Here is a 23,618-nt window from a genome sequence, read left to right as displayed (position 1 = left end):
TTTTGACTTCCCCTTACCGCAAAACTTCGATACCGATGCTTTTACTCGCCGTCAGCACTCAAACGCGCAGCCTCCAAGTACGATTTAATTTCATTACTGTCGACCGGTTTTTTGGAAGCCCTCCAGCACGTTTTTTCAATCCTGACAGTCCATGCCTCCATCGACTGGAGCAGGAATTACGTCCACAACTTAATCGCCGCTATTAGGAGAGAGGTATCAATGAAAATTAAAGGCGAGCGCGCGGCAACGGTGTGTGGGTTGATGGCAATTTTGCTGTGGAGTACAGCTCTTGGTTTGATTAGGAGCGTTAGCGAACATTTTGGCCCGCTGGCAGGCGGCGCAATGATTTATTCATTGGGTGCAATCTTCCTCATCGTTTTACTCGGGCGACCGAAACTGCGCTCTTCACCGCGCTTCTATCTGATCGTAGGAAGCACGCTATTCGTAGCTTATGAGGTCTGCCTTACGCTTTTCTTGGGATTCGCAACTAACCGCAACCAGGCCATTCAACTCGGCGTGGTAAATAGCCTCTGGCCTTGCATGACCATTTTATTTGCCATCCTGATGAACGGACAAAAGGCACGCTGGATTATTGCACCAGGCACGGCCTTGGCGGTTTTCGGAATTCTGTGGGTGGTGAGCACCGAGGGATTATCCTTTTCAAGCGTTGTGGCCAATGCTGAATCCAACCCATTAAGTTACAGCTTGGCATTGGGCGGCGCGGTCATCTTCGCGTTGTACTGTAACGTCACGCGACGCTATGCCGGCGGACAAAACCTAATTGTGCTTTTCTTCGCTCTCGCGGCCAGTGCTCTGTGGGTGAAATACTTTTTCAGCCATGAGGTCATCCCCGCGTTCACCTTGAGCAACAGCCTGGTGCTCGTCGCGGCCAGTGCATCAATGGCGGGTGGTTATGCCCTGTGGAACGTCGGTATTTTGCGTGGAAATCTCACTTTACTGGCCACCGCTTCCTACTTTTCCCCAGTGCTCTCATCAGCATTCGCTGCAGCATGGCTGAGCGCGCAGTTGACTACCCAGTTCTGGCAGGGGGCAGTGATGGTTACTGTCGGCTCGCTTATCTGTTGGCAAGCGACTCGACAGCGTACTCCTCAAACAGAGACCTGCTTTGTGCCGAAAACTCGGATATGACGCATTAATTCTTTGAGGTTGGGATCAGCATCCAGTTACCTCCTAGAGAACCGCATCCTGGGTGCTGAAACTCAGAATATCCGGAGGTCGTACTCATTGGGCTCCAGCCGATGATGCGTGATCCGGCCGCCCTCCGCATGGCTAGCATTACGCAGATAAGGATGACCAAGAAATGAGTGCTTCCGCCCCATCATTAGCCGTTAGCAACAATTATGGTGAGCGGGTTTCCACTCGCATCGTCTTCCTCATCACCGGACTCGTCATGTCCGCCTGGGCGCCTTTGGTACCACTCGCGAAGGAACAAACCGGCCTGGATGATGGTGGCTTGGGTTTACTGCTTCTCGGATTGGGTCTCGGATCTATTGCTGTTATGCCATTCGCTGGACATCTCACAGCACGCTATGGCTGTCGACCAGTGATTGTCTGGTCGACCATCGCGCTATGCGCTGTGCTCACCCTCTTGAGCAGCATCGCTTGGTTACCAGGTCTTGTGCTCGCGGTACTCCTTTTCGGAGCCAGCATGGGCATGCTTGATTGCGCGATAAACATCCAATCCATCATCGTCGAAAAGAACAGTGGCGAGGCCCTTCAATCTGGCTTCCATGGCATGTACAGCGTGGGAGGCATCTTAGGCGCCGGAGCATTAACCGTGCTGCTGAGTATCGGTCTCGATCCATTTTTTTCCGTGCTATGCGTAGTCGCCACCGTCATAGGTGCTCTCTACAAAGCGACACCCACGTTATTGGCATACGGAACAGAGCAGGACGGGCAAATTTTTGCGTTGCCTAAAGGTATCGTCTTCCTGCTAGGGACTTTGTGCTTCATTGTATTTTTAACCGAAGGGGCAATGCTGGACTGGAGCGCGGTCTTCCTGGTGTCGAGCCGAGAAATGGAGCCCAATTTGGCAGGCTTAGGTTATGCCAGTTTCGCTGCAACGATGACGGTGGGGCGCCTTACAGGCGATGCAATTGTCCGCAGGCTTGGCGGTGTGCGCGTAGTGGCTTTCGGAGGGATTATCGCTTCCGCCGGCATGATGGTGTCGCTCGGTTTCGATGGATGGCCAGCATCGTTGATTGGCTACGCCTTACTGGGAATTGGATGTTCGAACATCGTCCCGGTTCTTTTTACCGCAGTAGGGCGCCAAAAACGTATGCCTCAAAGGGTAGCCATCCCGGCAGTTATTTCCATGGGCTACGCGGGCATCCTGATAGGGCCGGCGGTCATCGGATTAGTCGCCCATGTGAGTACACTTTCTATTGCCTTGGGCGGCCTGGTATTTCTTCTACTTTTCGTAAGTGCAGCAGCCCGCTTTATTCGATCATGACCACAATCTGAACCACGATCCATATTGCCGAATCGAAACTGCCTTCCAAGGCAGTGCTCTAAGGCTCAGAAGTGCGCTGAAAGCACGCGCACTAACTACTAAAAAGCAAACAAAGGACGTGCAGCGGCCATTTCCGCTCAAACTGAAATCACCTGATCAACCTTGATTAAACAACTTTCCAACGTTGTTTCCCGAGTTTGATGCGCATTCCAAACTTAGCTCATATCAATGGACAGCTTAGACGAATACAACTTGAACAAACCTTTGCTACTCCCGGACTTCCGATGCTAACCAACCGTTGTGGGATCATATATGAACATAAAACAAAAATTGACCTGGGCGTTCGTTTGTATTGCTTGCTTACCTGTTGTCATCTCCACTGCGGTAATGATCGTGAACTTGCGTGGCCAAGCGCAGGAAGACTTCATCGACAACAGTTCCCGTGAGATTCGTCAGATCGATAACGCGATGAATCTGTTTTTCGACGGCATCGCTCAGAACGTGGAATACCTGGCAAATCAACCGCAGGTTACCAACATCACCGATCTGAAAAACTTCACCAGTGCTGACGCGACGAAGCAACCTCTACCGGTTAGTAACCAAATGGTGCTGAAGCTATTTACCGATTTCGCGAACAGTCACCCTACTACCGCATTCCTTTCCAAAGGCCAGGAAGATGGCGGGTACGCGACATGGCCTGATACTCCCGATCTCGCCAATTACGATCCACGAGTACGCCCTTGGTATAAAACTGCCATGGCATCACCAGGCAAAACGGTACGCAGTGCTGCCTATTACTGGGCTGGCACCAACGTAACCCTGATGGCTACCACACGCACGGTGAGCAATGCCCAAGGCCAGCCTATCGGGGTCTTAAGCCTCGATGTTTCGCTTAACGGCCTTACCGATATGATCAAACGCATCAAGTTGGGCCAGAGCGGTTACGTCATGCTTGTGGAAGAAAACGGGAATGTGCTGGTTGACCCGAGCGACGCAGCTCATAACTTTAAATCGATGAGAGATATCGGCGATAGCTACGCCACACTGGCCCAAACCAAAGAAGGTTTAGTACAGGTTGAGATTAATGGCGTGCCATTCATGGCCAACGTCTGGTCTTCAGAAAAACTTGGGTGGCGTTTTATCGGTTTAATTCCACGAGCGGAAGTGATGGCCCAAGTCACACATCTGACCTGGCTCATTGCGAGCATCGCGACGGTGTTAGCGCTTATTTTTGCCGTGCTCGGCGCGAGCTTCGCTGGGTTGATCGTGCGACCGATTCGCAGTGTCGCGGGTGGTCTAGAAAGCATTGCCCAAGGTGAAGGCGATCTGACTCGGAATCTGGAGGTACGCGGCCGAGATGAAACTGCTACGTTGGCTCGTTGGTTCAATCAGTTTCTTGGAGCGATTCGGCAGTTGGTTCAAAGCATCAGCTCGGCTTCTGGTGACTTGCAAAAAGCATCAGATAAAACCACTGAGGTTGCCCGTGACATGAATAATGCAGCTGGTCGCCAACGAGAAGCAGTGGAATTGGTTTCGACTGCGTTCAATGAAATGGTCGCCACAGCCAATGAGGTCGCACGCTCATGCAGCGCAGCCGCCTCTTCGGCAAGCGCAGGTCGTAGCCAAGTGCACAATGGCCAGCTGCGCATCGACGAGGCAACCGGCAGCGTTGGCCAGCTCAGTGAGAACCTACTGCTATCGACACACTCCATGGAATTACTGGAGCAGGACAGTAAAAATATCAACACGATCCTGGACACAATTCGATCAATAGCCGACCAAACCAATTTGCTTGCACTCAATGCGGCAATCGAAGCGGCGCGTGCAGGTGAGCAAGGACGAGGATTCGCGGTAGTGGCTGACGAAGTGCGTGCTCTGGCGAAGCGCACCGCTGACTCGACCGGCGAAATCGATGATCTGCTGGGTGGCTTAGCTAGACGTACCCACGAGGTAACTGCGCAGATGCAAAATAGCTTGGAGATGTCGAAGACCAGCGTCGACCGCATTCATCAGGCTCGTGAAAGTTTCGAGTACATCCGCAGTTCCGTAGACGACATCCGCGACCAGACCACCCAGATTGCAACTGCGGCAGAAGAACAACATCAAGTGGCTGAGGATATAAATCGACATATCATTCAGATCCACTCCGATGCGCAACTGGTAGAGAAACTCGCGCAATCCGCTCGCAGTGACTCAGGCACCTTGGCGCAATTGTCCGGCGAGCTAAACGGCCTGGTGGGACGCTTCAGAACTTAGGTTTTGCTGATTTCAATCGCGATAACCTCTTGCAGGTTATCGCAGCTAAACACCTACCGATTGGAGGTAATACGTCGGGATGAGGTAACCTCATGGGTGAACGATTTGCATGGCGTCAAGGATAGGGCGTGTAGACGCCGACGCCGAATTGACCCACGTACCGACGCAAACTGCCCCCCCCCGAGTCGGCACAGATTGTCCTTCATCAGTAAGCGAATTTTACTTCTCGATACCACGATACAAACTATCTTTGATACAGAGGGTTAAAAGGCTGCCCAAACGTACCGGCCCAATGACTTCAGCTTGTCCTTCGCCGGTTTGATGTCACGCTTCCCGTCTTTTGACTGGTCTTCTTGAACGACTGCAAAAGGGAAGAGATCGTATGCGCTGCGCAAACTGCGGATTCGAGAGTCCCTCCGAGGCCAGCTTCTGTGAAGCGTGCGGCGTCAAGTTGTCCCGCAGCTGCCCGCGCTGCGGCCACGAGGCGAGCCTTTCCGCCAAATTTTGCAGTGAATGCGGCGCGCCGCTGACCGATGCGCCCACTGCACCATCACCACGCCCCGAGCCTGTTTCAGAGCCCTCTCCCGCGCCCATTCATTACACGCCCCACCACCTTGCCGAGCGCATCCGCGCCGAACACGCGGCCATGGAAGCCCGAGGCGAGACCGCCGGTGAGCGAAAGACCGTCACGGCACTGTTTGCCGACATGGCCGGTTCCACGGCGTTGATCCACGATCTCGATCCGGAAGAGGCCCACCGCCTGATCGAGCCCGTCGTCGCGCTGATGATGGAAGCCGTCCACCACTACGAAGGCTACGTGGCCAAAACACTGGGCGATGGCATACTCGCGCTGTTCGGCGCCCCTATCGCCCATGAGGATCATCCGCAGCGGGCGTTGTATGCGGCCCTGCGCATGCAGCAGGCGATACACCGACATGGCGACCGCATTCGCCTGGAGAAAGGCATTCCGCTGCAAATCCGCGTCGGTATCCATACCGGAGAGGTCGTCGTGCGTTCGATCCGCACGGACAATTTGCACACCGATTACGATCCGGTCGGGAACACGATCCACATTGCCTCCCGGATGGAGAGCATCGCTGCACCCTCGTCGATCCTGGTAAGCGAGCCCACCTACAAGCTGGCGGAGGGTTATTTCGAATTCAAGGCTCTGGGGGCCGCCCAAGTCAAAGGCATTCCCGATCCCCTTGTTGTGTACGAGGTGCAGGGGCTCGGCGCGTTGCGCACGCGTCTGCAACTGTCGGCACATCGCGGGCTGGCCAGGTTCGTCGGCCGCCAGGTCGAGCTCGACCACCTGCATCAGGCGCTCGAGCAGTCCAAAGCGGGCCACAGTAAGGTCGTCGCGGTGGTAGGCGAGGCCGGAGTCGGGAAGTCACGGCTGTTTCATGAGTTCAAGGAACGCTCGCGGTGCGGCTGTCTGGTGCTGGAGACATTCTCGGTGTCGCACGGCAAGGCCTTTGCCTATTTCCCACTCATCGAGCTTCTGAACAATTATTTTCAGATCACTGTCCAGGATGACGAGCGGCGATGCCGGGAAAAGGTCATGGGCAAGACCCTTACGCTCGAGCGAGGCTTCGAGGATCTCGTGCCCTACCTGCTCTACCTGTTGGGTATCGGCGAACGCAGTTCAGCACTCGCGGAAATGGATCCTCAGATCCGGCGCGTTCGCACCTTCGACGCGATCACTCAACTACTGGCACGTGAGAGCCGCAATCAACCGATCGAGCTGCTGTTCGAGGATTTGCAATGGCTGGACTGCGAGACCGAAGCATTCCTCGTGTACTTGACCGACCACTTGGCGAGCTCCCCAATCCTGCTCCTCGTGAACTACCGGCCCGAGTATCAGCCTGTGTGGATACGTGCGAGTCATTGCAGCCAACTGCGGCTCGAACCGCTGGGCCCGGTCGAAGCACAGGCAATGCTCGCGACCCAGCTTGGTGACGATCCTACCCTCATCCCCCTCAAACAGCTCATCCTGGATAAGACGGAGGGAAACCCGTTCTTCATGGAGGAAGTGGTGCAAACTCTGATCGAGGAGAAATTGCTGTTGGGTGAAGCCGGTCAGTATCGGATCGAGCAAACTCCAGCTGCGCTGCATATCCCCACTACTGTGCAGGGTGTACTCGCTGCCCGTATCGACCGGCTCCCCGTAGCGGAGAAGGAGTTGCTGCAGACCCTCGCCGTTATCGGCAAAGAGTTTCCGTTCAGTCTGATCCGGTGCATCTGTGATGGGCAGGATGCCCAGACGGACGACAAGTTGTGTAATCTGCTCGCCCGACTGGAGGCTGCGGAGTTCATTTACCAGCGGCCCGCATTTCCGGAGGTGGAGTATTCGTTCAAGCATGCGCTGACCCAGGAGGTCGCGGGCCACTCGCTACTCACGGAGCGGCGTAGCGCGCTGCATGAGCGCACAGCGCAGGCCATCGAGGCACTGTTCCCCACTCGCATCACGGATTACTGCAGCGAACTGGCGCATCACTACAAGCTGAGCGGCAATGTCCCGAAGGCCGTGGAATACCTGCACCGTACCGGGCAACAGGCCCTCCAGCATTCCGCCCATCTCGATGCGATGCGTCATCTCAGCGCGGCACTGGAATTGCTCGAACATTTGCCCGACACGCCCACGCGTGCACATCAGGAACTGACGTTGCTACTCGCCCTGGGGCCAGCCTTGATGGCCGTGCGCGGCTATGGTGCGCCCGAGGTGGCGGCCACCTACACCCGTGCACTGGCGCTATGCGCGCAAGTAGGCGACGACTCGCTTTTCTCTACGCTGCTGGGGCTGTGGAGTTACTACACGTTGCGTACACAATACTCAACCGCATGCGAACTGGCTGAACGATTGCTCAGTATTGCGCAAACCGCGCAGGATCCGGACTTGCTCGTGGAAGCCCATGCGGCACTTGGGCAGACATTGCTTTTCCAGGGTGATCTCAAAAACGCCCATGACCATCAGGAACGGGCGCGTGTCCTCTACGACCCTGATCGCCATCGCACACATTCCATTACGTACGGCATGGATCCGGGCTACTCCCTGTCATTTTCGGCCTGGAGCCTTTGGTACTTGGGTTTTCCCAATCAGGCAAGCATGCGCAGCCAGGATGCCCTTGCTCTGGCCAAGAAGATTGCCCACCCATTCAGCCTGGCCTTCACTCTGTCCGCTACGTCGATACTGGGACAGTTTCGGTACGACGTACAACTCGCCGAAGAGTGTGCAGATGCCGCCATCAAGCTTTCTCTAGAGCAAGGATTTCCGTTGTATTTGGCAAGGGGGAATATTCTTCAAGGTTGGGCTCGCGCAGAGCAGGGAAACACTGACAAGGGAATCGCTCAGATAAGCAACGGTATTGCCGCTTATCGCGCAGCCGGAGCAGAGCTTGGATGTTCTTATTTTCTGGCCCTGCTAGCCGCAGCGCACAGGCTCGCCGGGCAACCGCAGGCAGGATTGGATGCCGTGACCGACGCTCTAACTATGGTGAACAGAACAGGCGAGCACTTTTACGAAGCAGAGCTGTACCGCCTCAAGGGCGCTCTTACCCTGCAATGCCCGGGAGAAAACCGACAGGATTCTTCCGTGCAGCAGGAAGCGGAAGCGTGCTTTCACAAGGCAATCTCAATCGCTCGACAACAAGGGGCAAAGTCATTCGAGCTACGCGCCACAGTCAGCCTTGCTCAGCTATGGGAAACACGAGACAAAGAGGCGGCCAGGCAAATGCTGGCCGACATTTACAGCTTTTTCACCGAAGGCTTCGACAGCGTCGATTTGCTACAAGCCAAGGCGCTGCTCGATGCATGGGCATCAAGCGAGGGGTGAGCGATTGATGACTCGGGGCAGTGACGAGCGCAAGTCGGTCACGCTGGCTTTACAGGGCGGCGGGATGCACGGTGCGTTCACCTGGGGCGTGCTCGATCGGTTGCTCGAGGACGACAGGCTTGCCATTGAAGGGGTGAGCGCAACCAGTGCCGGCGCGATGAATGCCGTCGTACTTGCCTCCGGCATGCTGCAAGGTGGCGAGGTCGGCGCACGCCAGGCGCTGCACGATTTCTGGTACGCCGTGGCGCAGTCCGCCGAGCGTTATAACCCGTTGCGTTGGATGCCTTGGTTGAAAGGGAAGCATAGCTTCGGGTTGGACTATTCACCCATGTATACGTTCGCGGACATGACGCTTCGTATCTTCTCGCCTTACCAGTTCAATCGCCGCAATTTGAGTCCGCTACGGGAGGTGCTGGAGAGGCAGGTAGATTTTGCCGCCTTGCGAAGCCAATGCCCGTTCCACCTCTATCTGTGCGCGACCAATGTCGAGACGGGGAAGATACGCATCTTCACGGGCGATGACATTTGCGCTGAGGCGGTGCTTGCTTCGGCCTGTGTGCCGACATTGTTCCAGGCAGTCACGATTGACGGGCAGAACTACTGGGATGGCGGCTATATGGGGAACCCGGCTATTTTCCCGTTGATCTACCACTGCAATACACGCGATGTGGTGATCGTCCACATCAACCCGCTCGTCCGCCCAGGCGTGCCCATTACTGCTGCCGACATCCTCAATCGTATCAGTGAAATCAGCTTCAACTCGTCGCTGATGCGCGAGCTGCGTACCATCGCTTTTGTCACCGACCTCATTCAGCAAGGTAAGCTCGATCGCAACGAGATGAAGGAGATGCTGATCCACTCCATTAAGTCTGACGAGGCGATGTGCGCGCTCAGTGTGTCCAGCAAGTACAACGCGGACTGGGACTTCCTTTGCGAACTGCGCGACAACGGACGCGGCGAGGCCGAGGCGTGGCTCACGGAGAACTACCGGAATATTGGCGAACGGTCGACTATCGACATCCGAAAAGAATTCCTTTGAATGCCGCCATCACACTGGGAAAGTTGGTTGGCAATTTTGACTGGCGCATAGCGCTGGCGACTCTTGCCGGGCAATGGTAAACATTTCCGAACGAATCCTGAACTGCGCGTAGGCACCTGCAGCCTGGAAGCTGCAGACACCTCTCAATGTGTCGCTGAGCACCTCAATATCCCCCGCCTCTGCTGATCGAAAAACTGGCGAGCACTGATATACTTTGGCGATGTTCTCTTCCCATCAGGGAAACAGGGAGACCATAGCCTCCCGGCAGGGCCAACCTCCGGGGTTTTGCTTTTCTTCCCCCCTCCCCGCGTCATTGTCTTAACTTCAGTTCAGCTCTTCGACCAACACCCTGTTAAAACTGGCCGGGTCTGCCATCTGTGGTACATGGCCTTTGCCTGCAAACTCGATCAACCTCGCTCCCGGAATCAACTTGGCTGCCTACTTCCCAAGGACACGGTAGTAACCGATCTTCGCCTTGATATCAGGCGGGGCAATGAAGCAGTACTCCGCATAAAAAGGGCCCTTGAAGGGCCCTTTCTTGTACTCAAACCGAGATCACTTGGTCAGCCAGGACTCGACCGTGGCAGAGCCGTATTCGGCTTTCCACTCTTTCAGCGTCCGGTGATTGCCACCTTTGGTTTCGACGAGTTCGCCGGTGTGCGGGTTCTTGTAGACCTTCACTTGGCGTGGCTTTCGGCTGCCGGTTTTAGATTCGGCTGCTGGAGCACGGCGGCCCGCTTGTGGATCAAGCAGGTTGATCACGTCTTTCAGACTGTAACCATACTCAGCCAGCAAAGCGCGAAGCTTCGTTTCGAATTCGATTTCTTTCTTGAGGCCAGCATCGTCTTTGAGAGCTTCGAGCGCTTGGAGCTGCTCGGCCAGGTGTTTTTCGAGTTGGCGGAATTCTGCAAGCTTAGACATGATGATTCTCTATGTAGTTAGTCTCCTAACAACACACCAAAAACAGCAATTTGAATTTAGGACAAGTGTCCTACGTGATCTTTCGACCGATAGATTGAATCACGGAGGTAGCAGGTGCTCACGTACTTGGGAGCAGTAAGACGAGAAGCAGAACATAGTTAACTTAAACACTAACATTAGTCCGGAAGCGAACGTCGTATGAAGCTCCCAACACCCAGCGCTCATACTGAATCACTTCGCTGTCGAGTAGCTTGCCAACAGATAAGCGATCCTGCTGTAACCAGCACCGCCCTCCTTGCCAAAACTGTTTATTCAACACATCGCCCAACCATACTGAAGCAAATGCCGATGACAGCACGGGTGCGAAGTAGGAGACCGTCGCCAGCAAGGTGAGATTTCCGCGCAAGATGCCTATGTTCCAGAGCGCGTAGCCACCCGCCATTCCTATAGCTGCGGCAACAAGCTATAGACTGCTACCCAAAGTGAGCGCTGGAATCACCTCGCTGCTGAACAGCGCTACATTTTGAAAAGTGGATCATAGGCAACGAGGAGGCCCACCATTTCCGAGCCTCCTCAGCGGGAATGGGTTAACTGCTGACCGTAGCGATTTGCTTCGCACGACGGTTCTGTTTGCCAATCAGAAACACCAATAGCGAACCGATCGCGGTCAATGCACAGAGCGGCATCAGTGCGATAGGAAAACTCCCGGTCTGATCACGCAGTACCCCGATCACTGAACTCATGGCGCCCGTACCCAAGTGGGCAAAGGTATTGATCGCGGCAATCCCGGTGGCCAAAGTCGCCGGCGGCAGGGATTCGGAACAAAGTGCCCAGAACGGCCCCTTGATCGCATAGTTACCCATCAATACGAGCGTCAGCAGTATCAGCGTGATGGTCAGGGAGTCCGTGAACAGCGTGGCCGCGAAGCTCACTGCAGTAATGGCCAGCGGTATAGCAGTGCTCTTGATCCGCTCCCCGCTCTTGTCCGCACGCAGCCCCCAGAAAATCATGAAAGCGGCGGCCATGCCGAACGGAATCATGTTCAGCAGACCCGTTTGCATGTTGGACAGATGGAAGGACTTCAGGATCTGCGGCATCCACAGCGACAGCGTATTGCTGGTTGCCGAACTGCCCATGTAGATAATCGAAAGTACCCATACATATTTGTTAGTAAACACGGCCTTGAGGGTGCCGCTTATGCTATGAGCGTGTTGAGGAATACGACTTTCCCGCGCGGCCTTATCGCTGGTCAGTTGCTCGCTCAGCCAATCCTGTTCCTGCTGAGTCAACCATTTCGCTTCGCTTGGTCGATTTGGCAATACCTTCAGCGCGAGCAATCCCAGAGTGATTGCGGGAATTGCTTCAAGCATAAGCAACCACTGCCATCCCTTGAGGCCTGCCAGGCCGTCCATTTGCAACAGCAGTGCCGACACAGGCGAGCCGAGAAAGTTGGAGAGTGGTATCGCCACCATGAACAGCGCAACTATTCGAGCCATGTACGCTTTGGGGATGCACTGCGTGAGGTAAAGAATGACGCCGGGGAAGAAACCGGCTTCGGCTGCACCCAAGAGAAAGCGGGAAATCGAATAGGATATCGGCCCGACCGCAAATGCCGAACAGAACCCGACGATCCCCCAAGTGATCATGATGCGCGCGATCCACCGCCGGGCACCGAAACGCTCCATGGCCATGTTGCTGGGCATTTCGCAAAGTACATAAGCAACGAAAAACAGCGTGGCGCCGAATCCGAACGCACTGGCCGTCAGGCCGATGTCCTGGTTCATGGTCAGGGCAGCGAAGCCGATATTGACTCGGTCGATGTAGGCGATGAAATAACAGAGCACGAGAAAGGGAATCAGGCGAAACCCCAACTTGCGCATCGTCGAACTTTCAATTTCAGCATTGGATGGCTTGTTCATGGAGACCACTCTTTTGTAATTGGAATAGGCTGACCCTGTGCAGAACTTCTCGATGCGGCACGAGAGGTTCGACTGCAACGTCACACTTCAAACTTTCTGTATGTTTTCGTTATAAATGGGTGAGATGAATGGTTATCTGCTAATGCAGGCGTAAGTTTCAGCTTTCGCCTTTTGCAAAACCGAATAGCCTTCGAGGTGCTTGCACCAGCAACGAATAACTAAGCTGCGTCGAACACTCCAGGGCTTGCAGCTGATCGATTACTGTGCCGAAGCCGATGCTTTGCTCATGCTGCGTGTGCGGCCAGTCGCTGCCCCATACAAGCTGGCGAAGGCCGAAACTTTGTTCCAACAGCGGTAATGCCATTCGAGCGAAATTGATGTTCTGTTGCGGCGTACCTCCCAAGCGATAGATTCCCGATACCTTCATCCAGATCGACCCTTTCGAGCCCAATTCCAGTAACTCGCAAAACCCGGGCTGATCGACCCCCGAACGGGCATCCGGCCGGCCGAAATGATCAATCACCAACTTCAAGCCGAACGGCATCAATTGATGGATCAGTCCCGGCAGATCCTTTACCTCCCGATGCAATTCGACATGCCAGTCAAGATCAGCGATGTGGCTGAAAAACTCTCTCCAGGCACTGTTACGAAAATCAGGTAACGCCTTGCCCATCAGGTTCAAGCGAACGCCGACCACGCCCAGGTGATCCATCTCATCCAACGTGGCGCGACTAACGCCTGGCTCCAGCACGACCACGCCTCGCAACTGCTCCGGCGCTTGCCTCAACGCCGCCAGCAGATAGCTGTTGTCGGTACCGAGAAAGCTCGGCTGCACCAATACGCCATGACTCAAACCATGGGCAGCCAGGTGGTTCAGATACTCGGCAAGCGGGGCATCGTAGTCAGGGGCGTAGCGCCGTGTAACGGCCAGGCTTAGTCCCCGACTAAAGACATGCGCATGGGAATCGATGCCAGTGATCGATGTTGAACAGGTATCAGACATGGGTTTCATCTATCGCAAGTAAGGATCATCACGCTCGGGCGCTCTCGCCGTTAACCGGGACGGATGAGGCTGTAGCTTCGAGACTGCGACCACGGGTTTCCGGCAGGCAGAGGGCCGCGACTACCGCCACGCCATAGGCGATCCCGGCGTCAATACCAATGGCCGAGCCCAGCGACATGGAGTCACTCATATGGCCGACCAGAAACGGGAACACCGCAGAGAGCACTCGGCCGAAGTTGTAGCAAAAACCCACGCCAGCGCCGCGCACATCCGCCGGGTACAGCTCATTGAACAGTGCACCGAGGCTGGCCGGAATGCCAGCCGCGAAGAAGCCAAGTGGAAAACCGAGGAACAGCATTTGGGTATTGGTCAGGGGCAGGAACACGTAGCACTGCACGGTAACCACACAGCACAGGGCGAACAGCACGATGTTTTTGCGGCGGCCAATACGGTCGATCAAGAATCCGCTAACAACGCAGCCACACCAGAAGGCAAAGATGATCACGGCCAGGTAGCCACCGGAGTTCAGCACCGACAGGTTGCGTTCGGTCTTGAGGAATGTCGGCAGCCACGTCATCACCGCGTGGTATCCGCCGTGTGCGCCCAGACCCAACAACCCGCCGAACAGCGTAACGCGGAGCAGTTCAGGACGGAAAATACCGGCCAGGGATTTGAAGAAACTCTGCGGAATGGCGTGTTCTTTCTGCAAACGCTGGAAGCTGTCGGGCTCCTCGACATTGCGGCGTACCCAGAGGATCAGGAATGACGGCAGCAGGCCTACGATAAACATCACACGCCAGGCCATGTCTTGCGGTACGAACGTATAAATCAGTGCAAATACCCCGACCGCCAGGCCCCAACCGACGGCCCAGGCACTTTGCACGGTGCCCATCACTTTGCCGCGGTATTTCGGGTTGATGGTTTCGGCCATCAATACCGCGCCGGCAGCCCACTCACCGCCAATGCCGAAGCCTTGCAGTGCCTTGACCATCAGCAACTGATGGAACCCGGTGACGAAGGCGGACAGAAAGGTGAAGAAGGAGAACCACAGAATCATCCACTGCAACGTACGCACCCGGCCGTAGCGGTCGGACAACGTCCCCCCTACCCATCCGCCGATGGCCGAAGTGACCAGCGTGACGCCGCTGATCAGCCCGGCATCGCCCTTGGTCAGTGCGAACGCAGCGATCAACGCCGGAATGGCCAGGCCGAACATTTGTACTTCCAGAGCATCCAGCGACCATCCGCCGAAGCAGGCCCAAAACGTTTTGCGCTCCCGAGGAGTGACTTGGCGATACCAGCTGAACATGATTTCTTATCCTTATAAGTGAAACGTGAGGCAGCCGAAAGCGAACCGCGCCGCTATGAGACCAGGCATGGCAAGCAAGACGATGAAGCCGGCGCAGATCAGGCGCCGATGAGCGATCCGCTATTGAGGCAAGGCGCTAGCGAATATCCACGCTGTAACGGAAGTGCTCGGCATGCCCACGGGAGCGACGCCATTCCAGAGGCGTCCCGGCGTAGTCACGCGCCAGACGCTCGATCACCACCACGGGACTGTTGACCGGTACTTGCAGCAATCGCGCATGCACGTCGTTTACAGACTCGGCGGTGAGCGTTTCTTCGGCAGAAGCGACGACCTGACCGCAGACCTCTTCGTAAATCGGATACAACAGCGGCCCTTTTCGACTCAGGTCGATCTCCAGCAGCGGCTGAAACCGGCTGCGAGGCAGCCAGATTTCTTCGGCAAGTACCGGCTGAACATCGAGAAGACGTACGCGAACAATGCGAATAACCGGTGCGTCGATTGGCAGGCCTAACGTTTGGGCCACCGCTGAGGGTGCGGCCACCGGCTCAATCGACAAGATGCGACTCTCCGGCACCTGGCGCTCGCCCGCAGCGGTCTGGAAGCGGAAAAATCGGAACAGTGACGATTGAAACTGCGGCCGGCGAACGAAGGTGCCTCGACCTTGCTGACGCTCCAGAACGCCCTCACTGACCAGCGCGTCGACCGCTTTGCGTACGGTGCCAGTGGACAGTTGGTACTCAGCTGAAAGTGCAGCCTCGGTGGGAATGGCCTCTCCCGGACGCCAGCGATTGTTGGCAATCTGTTCAGCCAACTGATCTCGCAGGCGCTGATAAAGCGGTAGCCGGACATCACTGGATAAGGAGCTCATCGACTTTATTCACCTTGTTATCTAGTCATATATATGAATCTTGAGGCGAGTATTCTCCTGATGCATTTTTCTGTCAAGAAGGGTGTCCGAACCTGGCTGACGAACGGAGGGCGGTAACAGATTCAAGCAGCTGAATGCCGCCTCGGCAGTTCTTGCCGCAGGGTCTGCGAAGCTTGTCCATCAACGACCTTATCGAGGCGTACATGCCTTGTAGATCAGGCTGATTGGCCGTGTGGTATGGCTCAGCGGGAGCAGCCATCTGATGTTTCGAATCGGTCGAAATTTGTTTGCTACGTGTTGAACGTTGTCGCCCGGAAATAGCATCCCTGGACGATTGTTATCCGTCGCGACAGGCAGCTGCCAAAAGCGGACGTTCATCTCAGGGCCGCTTTCGGCTGTGGATTCAACCGGTCGAAAGCCGCTTGCGAACATCAAGTCGGAGCTTCGGATGATATGTTTGTGCTTTGATCATGAGCCAATACATAACCTTGCGCTGTCAGTGTGGCAGTCAGGCACCGTAATGCTCGACGGAAGACCGGATGACAGTCGGCAAACGGCAAATCATCGAGCGGAGCCCAAAAAAAGCTGAAGGTGTGACCATGGTCATCGAGCGTGTGATGATTCCATTGCTCCGGCCAAAGTGCCTGCGTGTAACACAGTTGAAATGACCATATCTGGTCGAGATGCGCGGCGTCCCAGCAGCCCAAATCGCTGACAACCGAGGCGGCTTCTATGCCTGATTCTTCGCTTAATTCACGCAGAGCGGTCTGAGCTGGAGTTTCACCTGTCTCGATTGTCCCTTTGACCAGTTGTACGCCTGCTATTGGATGGCGGAACAGAAGGATGTGTGTGCCAGGAATACTGGAGAGGATGACCGGGCAAGCCTTGTTCGGTGACATGGCGATTTCCTTATCGGCAATGAAGCACACATCTTACTGCCTTATCCCTTACGCAAGCGGCCAGATATTCAGATGTCCGCTTGGGGCCGGCTGCTGCCCTTCGTAACTGGTCGTTATCGACCGAACGTAAGGAGGTAGGAACCTTTAAGGCCCACCCTCCCACAACTCAGCAGCCACCTGCGAGCATTGCTACGTCCAGTAATCGACCTGATGATGCCGGCCGCTCGACAGAAGTCGCAAATCAATCCCGAGCAATCTTGTCATTTGCCAAGGCTTAGGGCAGGGTCGATACCACTGAGATCTCTGCCAAAGGAGTCACCCCATGTCAAAGCTATATCCCAGTATCGATCCCGAGGGGCTGGTCGAGTACTCAGTGGTCTACACCGACCGCTCGCTCAACCACATGTCGCAGTCATTTCAAGGCGTGATGAAGAACATTTCCAGGACCCTGAAACTGGTCTACAGCGCCCAGGCTGTTGCGGTGGTCCCGGGCAGCGGCACATTCGGCATGGAAGCGGTGGCGCGACAGCTTGCCACCGACCAGCAATGCCTGGTGATACGCAACGGCTGGTTCAGTTATCGCTGGAGCCAGATCCTTGAGATGGGCAACATCCCGGCGGCCACCACGGTGCTGAAAGCCCGACCGGTCGACACTGGTCGCCAGGCTGCCTACGCCCCACCCCCTCTGGACGAAGTGCTGGCAGCCATTGCGGCGCAGAAGCCGCAGATTGTCTTCGCCCCCCACGTTGAAACCTCATCAGGGATTATCCTGCCCGACGAGTACCTGCGGGCCGTCGGCGACGCCGTGCATGCGGTGGGTGGCCTGTTCGTGCTGGACTGCATCGCCTCAGGCACGCTTTGGGTTGATATGCAGAAATGCGCAGTCGACCTGCTGATCAGCGCACCGCAGAAAGGCTGGAGCGCCTCCCCTTGCTGCGCCCTGGTGATGCTCAGTTCCTTGGCCCTTGAGCGCATCGAACAGACACATAGCAGCAGCTTCGCCTGCGACCTGAAAAAGTGGCTTCAGATCATGCAGGCCTACGAACAGGGCGGACATGCCTACCATGCCACCATGCCCAGCGATTCCCTCGCGCGATTCAACGAAGTGATGAAAGAGACGCAAGCCTACGGTTTCGACAAGGTCCGCGACGAACAACAGGCTCTAGGCGATCGGGTACGCGCGATGTTGACCGGCAAAGGCATCAAAAGCGTGGCCGCAGTCGGCTTTCAGGCCCCTGGCGTAGTGGTGAGCTACACCGATGATGCCGACATCAAGAGCGGTAAGAAATTTGCCAACCACGGCCTGCAGATCGCCGCTGGAGTACCGTTGCAATGCGACGAGCCAGCCGACTTCCAGACCTTCCGCATCGGTCTGTTCGGGCTCGAAAAACTGCACAATATCGAGCGCACGGTCACCACCCTCGAGCAGGCACTGGACGAGGTGATGGTTAACTAAGCCCTCATCTTGCCCGCAGCACATACCGAACTTGTGAATTCCAGGAAGGCGTCCTGCCCTGGGCACTGCCGGCCCATGGCGCTGATCTTCGACGAATATGACGCTGGTCGCCCGGACGTCATGTTAGAACCATAAGGGAAAGCCCGTGCACGCGTCTTACTGACACGTGCACCCTTCAGCGCTATCCCATGCGATATCCCCGGATTGACCCTGACTCACACAGATCTTGAAGCACGCAACCACCTCATCCTCGCGTCAGCTTTTCGATCAGCGCCCGATACCCGGGAAACTGTTGACCAAGCTTTTGCCTATCACCCATTTCCATGTCCGCGAAATCAAATCCTGGCGAAACCGCTTCACTGATCAAGCCGAACCCCGCAGCGCCGTGCATCAGCTGTGAAGCTTTCCAGATCCCGCCCGGCACGTGCAGCTGCAAGCGTTGTCCGGCGAGAACATCGTGACCCATCACAATGGTTTGCAATGTACCGTCCGGAAAAATCAGCGTGTACTGAATCGGATCGCCCAGATGATAGTAATGAACGATGTCTGACTGGTTGAGATGGAAATGGCCAATCGGAGAATCCTGGGTCAACAGATAGAAAATCGACGTCATGCAATGGCGCTGGCCACCCGGAGTCACAATCGTGTTCTGGTCGTCCGATTGGTAGGTTCTGCGAAAGAATCCACCTTCGATATGGGGCTCAAGACCCAGGGCCTTGACCATTTCTCCAATTTCCAGGGTGTCTTGAGTCATTTTCAGATCACCTCCTATTCTTGATTTTAGTGTCATATTCGCAGCATTTATCGACATAATTCGACTAAATAGTGCTTTAGTCGAGTTGGCTTTTATCCTGCCCAGGCACCCTGTCCCGGCAAAAACATGTTTTGTCGACCTGAAGTCAACCTGGACCTCGAAGCCGTATCGGAAAACCGGTCGACTTCCCTGCCCCTCAGTCTCAGCTAAGTTTCGCTGCGTATCGTCTCCCTTGCGCAAGTTCGGCGCTGCACAGGAGAGGCAACCCGCCCATGAAACCCGATACAGCCGGATGGCTCAACAAAGTACCCGAGGTGACCCTGTCATTCTGGGTGATCAAGATCCTGTCCACGACGGTGGGTGAAACCGGCGCGGACTTTCTCGCAGTCGATGCCGGCCTCGGCCTGGGCTGGACCAGCGTTGGCATGGCGACTTTGCTGGCCATCGCCCTGTTCCTGCAGATGCGCAAGACCGCCTGTTCGCCCTGGATCTACTGGCTGAGCGTGGTGCTGGTGAGCATCGTCGGGACGCAACTCACCGACATCCTGACCGACGTTCTCGACGTCAGCCTGTACACCAGCACGGCCGTGTTTTCTGTTCTGCTCGCGCTCAATTTTTTCGTCTGGTACCGGGTGGAACACAACCTGTCGATCCGCGAGATCGTCACACCACGACGGGAATGGTTCTACTGGACGACCGTGCTCTGCACCTTTGCCCTCGGTACGGCGGCCGGTGACCTCGCGACCGAAGCGCTCGGCCTGGGTTTCACCCTCGGTGCCGTGATTTTCGCCGCGCTGATCGCCGCAACCCTGGTGGCCTGGCGCCTGGGCGCCAACATGGTGCTGACCTTCTGGATCGCCTACATCCTGACCCGTCCGTTCGGTGCCTCTCTCGGCGACTTGCTGACCCAATCCAGGACCTACGGTGGCCTTGGCATGGGCGCCACCTGGACCAGCGCGATCTTCCTGTGCGTCATCGTCCTGCTGGTTGCGGTCGCACAGGTCAGCATCGGCAACCGCAAACCCGTCACTCAGTAACACTTAATAGCTCATCAAGGAATCGTCATGCGCTCTTTTCAAAACATCATTCGCCACGTCGCCATTGTCTCGTCGATCTTTTTGCTCAGCATCGCCGCCGGTTGCTCGAAACCCGCCGACAAACCTGCTGCGGGCGCCACATCCGGTGCGATGAGTGCACAAACCCAGTCCGGTTCAAAATTGGGTGACCTGTCCGAGTTCCGCAGCATCGCCGCCGACGTTGTCGCGCTCGTCGATAAAAACGACCTGCCGGGCGCGAAAGCCCGCATCAAGGACCTGGAAAGCACCTGGGACTCGGCCGAAGCCGGGATCAAGCCTCGCGCTGCCAGCGACTGGCATGTTGTGGACAAGGCCATTGACCGCGCGCTCGACGCCTTGCGCGCCAGCAGTCCGCAACAGAGCGACAGCAAGGCCCGCATGGACGAGCTGATGAAGGCCTTCGACTCGATGAAGGGCGCGCAATAACCAGGCGGACAAACGCCGGTACAGGTGCTTCAATACAGGCGCGACGGTCAAGACCGCCGCGCCTTTTTTTCGGAGCGGGACATGCGCATATTGCTGGTCGAAGATGACCCGATGATCGGGGACGCCATCCACGGCGCACTGAGTGATGCGAGCTACGCGACCGACTGGGTGAAAAACGGCCTTACCGCGCTTTCGGCGCTGGAGACCCAGCCCTACGACCTGGTGCTGCTCGACCTCGGGTTGCCAGGCAAGGACGGGCTCGATGTGCTCGACAGCATTCGCGGCCGCAACAACCCGGTACCTCTGCTGATCATCACCGCACGGGACAGCCTCGACGATCGCCTGCGCGGCCTCGACGGTGGCGCCGACGACTACTTGCTCAAACCCTTCGACATGGCCGAGCTGCTTGCCCGCATGCGCGCGGTGCTGCGGCGCAAAGGCGGTAGCGCCCAGTCATTGCTGGACAACGGTGTGGTGGCACTGGACCTGGTGTCGAAACAGGCGAGTACGGCGCAAACCCCCAACGTCCAACTGTCCAGCCGCGAATTCGCCCTGCTGCAGGCCCTGCTGATCCGCCCGGGGGCGATCCTCTCGCGCAGCGAACTCGAAGACCGCCTCTACGGCTGGGGCAACGAAGTGGAAAGCAACGCCGTGGAGTTTCTGATTCATTCGCTGCGACGCAAGCTGGGCAACCAGGTCATCAAGAATGTCAGGGGTATGGGATGGATGGTTTCAAAAAGCGCCTGAGCGACTCGGTCCAGGTACGACTGTCGGTCGCGCTGTCGCTGGCCATCCTGCTCGTGGCGGTGCTGGCCGGGATGTTTGCGTTCGTCTCGGCCCTCGACGAGGCCCACGAAATGCAGGACGAAACCTTGCGTCAGGTGGCCGTCCTGTTCGATCGGCAGCAGATGACCCTGCACTACCCCACTGCCGGAAAAATTGCCGGTGACGACGAGGAATCCAGGGTCATCGTGCAATACCTGACCGACAGCGGCAAAGCCGTCGGCACCACTGACGACAACGTCCTGCCGCTGCCCTTCCCCACGACGCTGGCCAATGGCCTGTCGACCTTGAATATCGCTGGCGAAGACTTTCGCGCATTGGTCAGGACCACCACCCGTGGCGAGCGCATCGTCGTGGCCCAGGAGACGGGGGTTCGCGACAAGGAGGCGCGCGAGAGTGCCTTGCGCAGCCTGCTGCCGTTTCTCATTCTGTTTCCGGTGCTGTTGCTGGTGGTGAGCGATCTGGTGCACAAGCTGTTTCGCCCCATCGCCACCCTCTCCGATGACATAGACCGACGCGACAAACAGGCCCTGCACCCGGTCGACGAACACCATTTGCCAACCGAGATCCGCCCTTTCGTCGTGGCCATCAATCGCCTGCTGGCGCGGGTTGCGCAGTCCATGGAAAACCAGCGCCGCTTCATCGCCGACGCCGCCCACGAACTGCGCTCGCCCATGACCGCCCTGTCCTTGCAAGCCGAGCGACTACAGGCCACACCCATGCCGACGCAAGCCGTCGAGCGCCTGCTGCCGCTGTCGCGCGGCATAGAGCGCAGCAGAAAGCTGATCGATCAGTTGCTGGCCCTGGCCGCCGCGCAATCGAACGCGGAGCGGCCGCAGACCACGGTTTCAGTGCATGAGGTCTATCGACGGGTGCTGGAGGACCTGCTGCCCCTGGCGGAGCGCAAGAACATCGATATCGGTGTTGAAAGTACCCAGGACGTGCAGCTCGTCATCAACGAAATGGACCTGCTGATCCTGGTGAAAAATCTGGTGGACAACGCGATCCGCTACACCCCTTGCGGCGGACGCGTCGACCTGTCGGTGGAGCTGGCGCAGGAAACCGTGATCCTTCAGGTCAAGGATTCCGGACCGGGTATCACCGCCGATGAACAAATGCGCGTGTTCGACCCGTTCTATCGCAGCGTGGGCACTGAAGAGTCAGGCTCAGGGCTGGGCTTGTCCATCGTCAGGGCCATCGCTGAGCGCACCGGGGCTCGTCTGCATCTGGGATTCTCGAATGAGACGGACAAAAGCGGCTTATGTGTTTCGATCGGGCTACCAAGAGGCATAGACTAAATCCCTGTGTATCACAGTGTGTCAGCAGGACTGCCCGATACACAGACTTTCATCCGGCCGTCGATTCGACACAGGCCGGATACGTTACCGCGCTTTAATGCAAGCAATGTTTGAAGGGGCTCAGACAGGCCCCCTGACCCATGGCTGGTAATGGAGATATCCCATGAAGATGGCGCTGCACAACAGCAAACCCGGCAAGACTCGCCGCCACCTGGTCGGCCCTTCTATCCTCGCGCTTGCGCTGTTCGGCGTGCTCGGCGTGGCCCATGCGCAAACGGCCGCCGCCGCGCAGCCAGCGGCGACCCCTGCCACACAGGCCGCGCCCTCGCCCTTCGGCCCGCTCAAGCATGTCAACGCCGGGCTGCTGGACGTGGCGTACGCCGAAACCGGCCCGGCCAACGGGCCGGTGGTGATCCTGCTGCACGGCTGGCCGTACGACATTCACAGTTATGCCGAGGTCGCGCCGTTGCTGGCCGCCAAGGGCTATCGGGTGCTGATGCCCTATGCGCGCGGCTATGGCGATACACGTTTCCTGTCGGAAAAAACCGAGCGCAACGGCCAGCCGGCTGCGCTGGCCAGTGATGTCATCGACTTCATGGACGCGCTGAAGATCAAGCAAGCGGTGCTCGGTGGCTATGACTGGGGTGCGCGCTCGGCCGACATTGTCTCGGCGCTGTGGCCGGAACGGGTCAAGGCACTGGTCTCGGTCAGCGGTTATCTGATCGGCAACCAGGCAGCCGGCAAGAACCCGCTGCCACCCAAGGCGGAATTGCAGTGGTGGTATCAGTTCTACTTCGCCACTGAACGCGGCCAGGCCGGTTACGAGAGAAACACCCACGACTTCGCCAAGCTGATCTGGCAACTGGCTTCGCCGAAATGGGCGTTCGATGACGCCACTTTTGACCGCAGCGCCAAGGCACTGGACAACCCGGACCATGTCGACATCACCGTGTTCAACTACCGCTGGCGCCTGGGCCTGGTCGAGGGCGAAAGCCGATACGAAGCGCTGGAGCAGAAACTGGCCACGGCGCCGTCCATCAGCGTGCCGACCATTACCCTGGAAGGCGATGCCAATGGCGCACCGCACCCTGCGCCCGAAGACTATGCCAAGCGTTTCACCGGCAAATACGAGTTCCGGCTGATCAACGGCGGCATCGGCCACAACCTGCCGCAGGAAGCTCCGCAGGCGTTCGCCAAGGCTGTGATCGATGCGGACCATCTTTGAGGGCTGATTCGGTTTACGCGCTTTTCCCCCGAACAACGACCTCCACCGCACGGCTCGTTTACGTAAACGGGCCGTGCGCAT

19 protein-coding genes and 2 pseudogenes are annotated in these 23,618 nt (G+C 56.9%); 12 read left to right on the top strand and 9 right to left on the bottom strand.

From position 1 onward, the window contains the following. Positions 1-219: 219 nt before the first annotated feature. The 6 genes and pseudogenes from yddG (at position 220) to AC06G5_RS14620 (ending at position 9,600) form a co-directional block, all read left to right on the top strand. On the top strand, positions 220-1,149 hold the full coding sequence (yddG, locus tag AC06G5_RS14645) for an aromatic amino acid DMT transporter YddG (RefSeq protein WP_413424424.1): 930 nt from the start codon (positions 220-222) through the stop codon (positions 1,147-1,149). Positions 1,150-1,321: 172 nt separating this feature from the next. Further along, positions 1,322-2,473: an MFS transporter gene (locus AC06G5_RS14640; protein ID WP_480459778.1), complete on the top strand. Its 1,152-nt coding sequence runs from the start codon at positions 1,322-1,324 to the stop codon at positions 2,471-2,473. 312 nt (positions 2,474-2,785) lie between these two features. Continuing rightward, positions 2,786-3,874 (top strand): annotated as a pseudogene (locus tag AC06G5_RS14635) (cache domain-containing protein); the annotation flags it as partial. Between the two features lie 87 nt (positions 3,875-3,961). Then, the gene (locus AC06G5_RS14630) at positions 3,962-4,729 is read left to right on the top strand and encodes a methyl-accepting chemotaxis protein (protein WP_480459888.1); all 768 of its coding nucleotides are present in this window, start codon (positions 3,962-3,964) and stop codon (positions 4,727-4,729) included. Positions 4,730-5,111: 382 nt separating this feature from the next. After that, the gene (locus AC06G5_RS14625; RefSeq protein WP_480459777.1) at positions 5,112-8,561 is read left to right on the top strand and encodes an adenylate/guanylate cyclase domain-containing protein; all 3,450 of its coding nucleotides are present in this window, start codon (positions 5,112-5,114) and stop codon (positions 8,559-8,561) included. Between the two features lie 7 nt (positions 8,562-8,568). After that, on the top strand, positions 8,569-9,600 hold the full coding sequence (locus AC06G5_RS14620) for a patatin-like phospholipase family protein (RefSeq protein ID WP_413704862.1): 1,032 nt from the start codon (positions 8,569-8,571) through the stop codon (positions 9,598-9,600). Positions 9,601-9,924: 324 nt separating this feature from the next. Here the strand turns inward: AC06G5_RS14620 and AC06G5_RS14615 are convergent. The 8 genes and pseudogenes from AC06G5_RS14615 to AC06G5_RS14580 all read right to left on the bottom strand — a co-directional run. Further along, positions 9,925-10,095, bottom strand: a pseudogene (locus AC06G5_RS14615) (alpha/beta fold hydrolase); the annotation flags it as partial. 60 nt (positions 10,096-10,155) lie between these two features. Next, on the bottom strand, positions 10,156-10,521 hold the full coding sequence (locus tag AC06G5_RS14610; protein ID WP_413424432.1) for a histone-like nucleoid-structuring protein, MvaT/MvaU family: 366 nt from the start codon (positions 10,519-10,521) through the stop codon (positions 10,156-10,158). A gap of 163 nt (positions 10,522-10,684) precedes the next feature. After that, positions 10,685-10,963, bottom strand: a complete 279-nt coding sequence (locus tag AC06G5_RS14605; RefSeq protein ID WP_413705479.1) for a hypothetical protein — start codon at positions 10,961-10,963, stop codon at positions 10,685-10,687. A 145-nt stretch (positions 10,964-11,108) separates the two neighbouring features. Then, complete coding sequence (locus tag AC06G5_RS14600; protein WP_413424434.1) at positions 11,109-12,440, bottom strand: MFS transporter; 1,332 nt, start codon at positions 12,438-12,440, stop codon at positions 11,109-11,111. A 157-nt stretch (positions 12,441-12,597) separates the two neighbouring features. Next, entirely contained in the window at positions 12,598-13,443 is an 846-nt protein-coding gene (locus AC06G5_RS14595) for an amidohydrolase family protein (protein WP_413424436.1), read from the bottom strand. Positions 13,444-13,471: 28 nt separating this feature from the next. Next, the gene (locus tag AC06G5_RS14590; protein WP_413424438.1) at positions 13,472-14,752 is read right to left on the bottom strand and encodes an MFS transporter; all 1,281 of its coding nucleotides are present in this window, start codon (positions 14,750-14,752) and stop codon (positions 13,472-13,474) included. Positions 14,753-14,888: 136 nt separating this feature from the next. Continuing rightward, positions 14,889-15,620, bottom strand: a complete 732-nt coding sequence (locus AC06G5_RS14585; RefSeq protein ID WP_413424440.1) for a GntR family transcriptional regulator — start codon at positions 15,618-15,620, stop codon at positions 14,889-14,891. A gap of 431 nt (positions 15,621-16,051) precedes the next feature. Beyond that, positions 16,052-16,519: an NUDIX hydrolase gene (locus AC06G5_RS14580; protein WP_413704864.1), complete on the bottom strand. Its 468-nt coding sequence runs from the start codon at positions 16,517-16,519 to the stop codon at positions 16,052-16,054. A 322-nt stretch (positions 16,520-16,841) separates the two neighbouring features. On the opposite strand from AC06G5_RS14580, the gene AC06G5_RS14575 reads away from it, so the two are divergent. After that, positions 16,842-17,975 carry an aminotransferase class V-fold PLP-dependent enzyme gene (locus tag AC06G5_RS14575; protein ID WP_480459774.1) on the top strand — a complete coding sequence of 378 codons (1,134 nt, stop codon included), beginning with the start codon at positions 16,842-16,844 and terminating at the stop codon, positions 17,973-17,975. Between the two features lie 244 nt (positions 17,976-18,219). On the opposite strand, the gene AC06G5_RS14570 is transcribed toward AC06G5_RS14575, so the two are convergent. Then, positions 18,220-18,729, bottom strand: coding sequence for a cupin domain-containing protein (locus tag AC06G5_RS14570; protein ID WP_413424446.1), 510 nt, complete (start codon positions 18,727-18,729; stop codon positions 18,220-18,222). Positions 18,730-19,001: 272 nt separating this feature from the next. On the opposite strand from AC06G5_RS14570, the gene AC06G5_RS14565 reads away from it, so the two are divergent. From AC06G5_RS14565 to AC06G5_RS14545, 5 genes are all read left to right on the top strand, one after another. Further along, on the top strand, positions 19,002-19,766 hold the full coding sequence (locus AC06G5_RS14565) for a COG4705 family protein (RefSeq protein WP_413424448.1): 765 nt from the start codon (positions 19,002-19,004) through the stop codon (positions 19,764-19,766). 27 nt (positions 19,767-19,793) lie between these two features. Then, positions 19,794-20,231, top strand: coding sequence for a hypothetical protein (locus tag AC06G5_RS14560; protein ID WP_480459771.1), 438 nt, complete (start codon positions 19,794-19,796; stop codon positions 20,229-20,231). A gap of 81 nt (positions 20,232-20,312) precedes the next feature. Next, positions 20,313-20,978, top strand: a complete 666-nt coding sequence (locus tag AC06G5_RS14555) for a response regulator transcription factor (RefSeq protein ID WP_413424452.1) — start codon at positions 20,313-20,315, stop codon at positions 20,976-20,978. Beyond that, on the top strand, positions 20,954-22,312 hold the full coding sequence (locus AC06G5_RS14550) for an ATP-binding protein (protein ID WP_413704867.1): 1,359 nt from the start codon (positions 20,954-20,956) through the stop codon (positions 22,310-22,312). Before AC06G5_RS14555 ends, AC06G5_RS14550 begins: the two co-directional genes overlap by 25 nt. A 163-nt stretch (positions 22,313-22,475) precedes the next feature. Beyond that, complete coding sequence (locus AC06G5_RS14545; protein ID WP_413704868.1) at positions 22,476-23,537, top strand: alpha/beta fold hydrolase; 1,062 nt, start codon at positions 22,476-22,478, stop codon at positions 23,535-23,537. Positions 23,538-23,618 lie beyond the last annotated feature (81 nt).

Source organism: Pseudomonas sp. WT-JTC (genome assembly GCF_056711565.1).
Note: the sequence above shows the minus strand (reverse complement) of the source record. Positions and strands in the feature narration are given on the sequence as shown.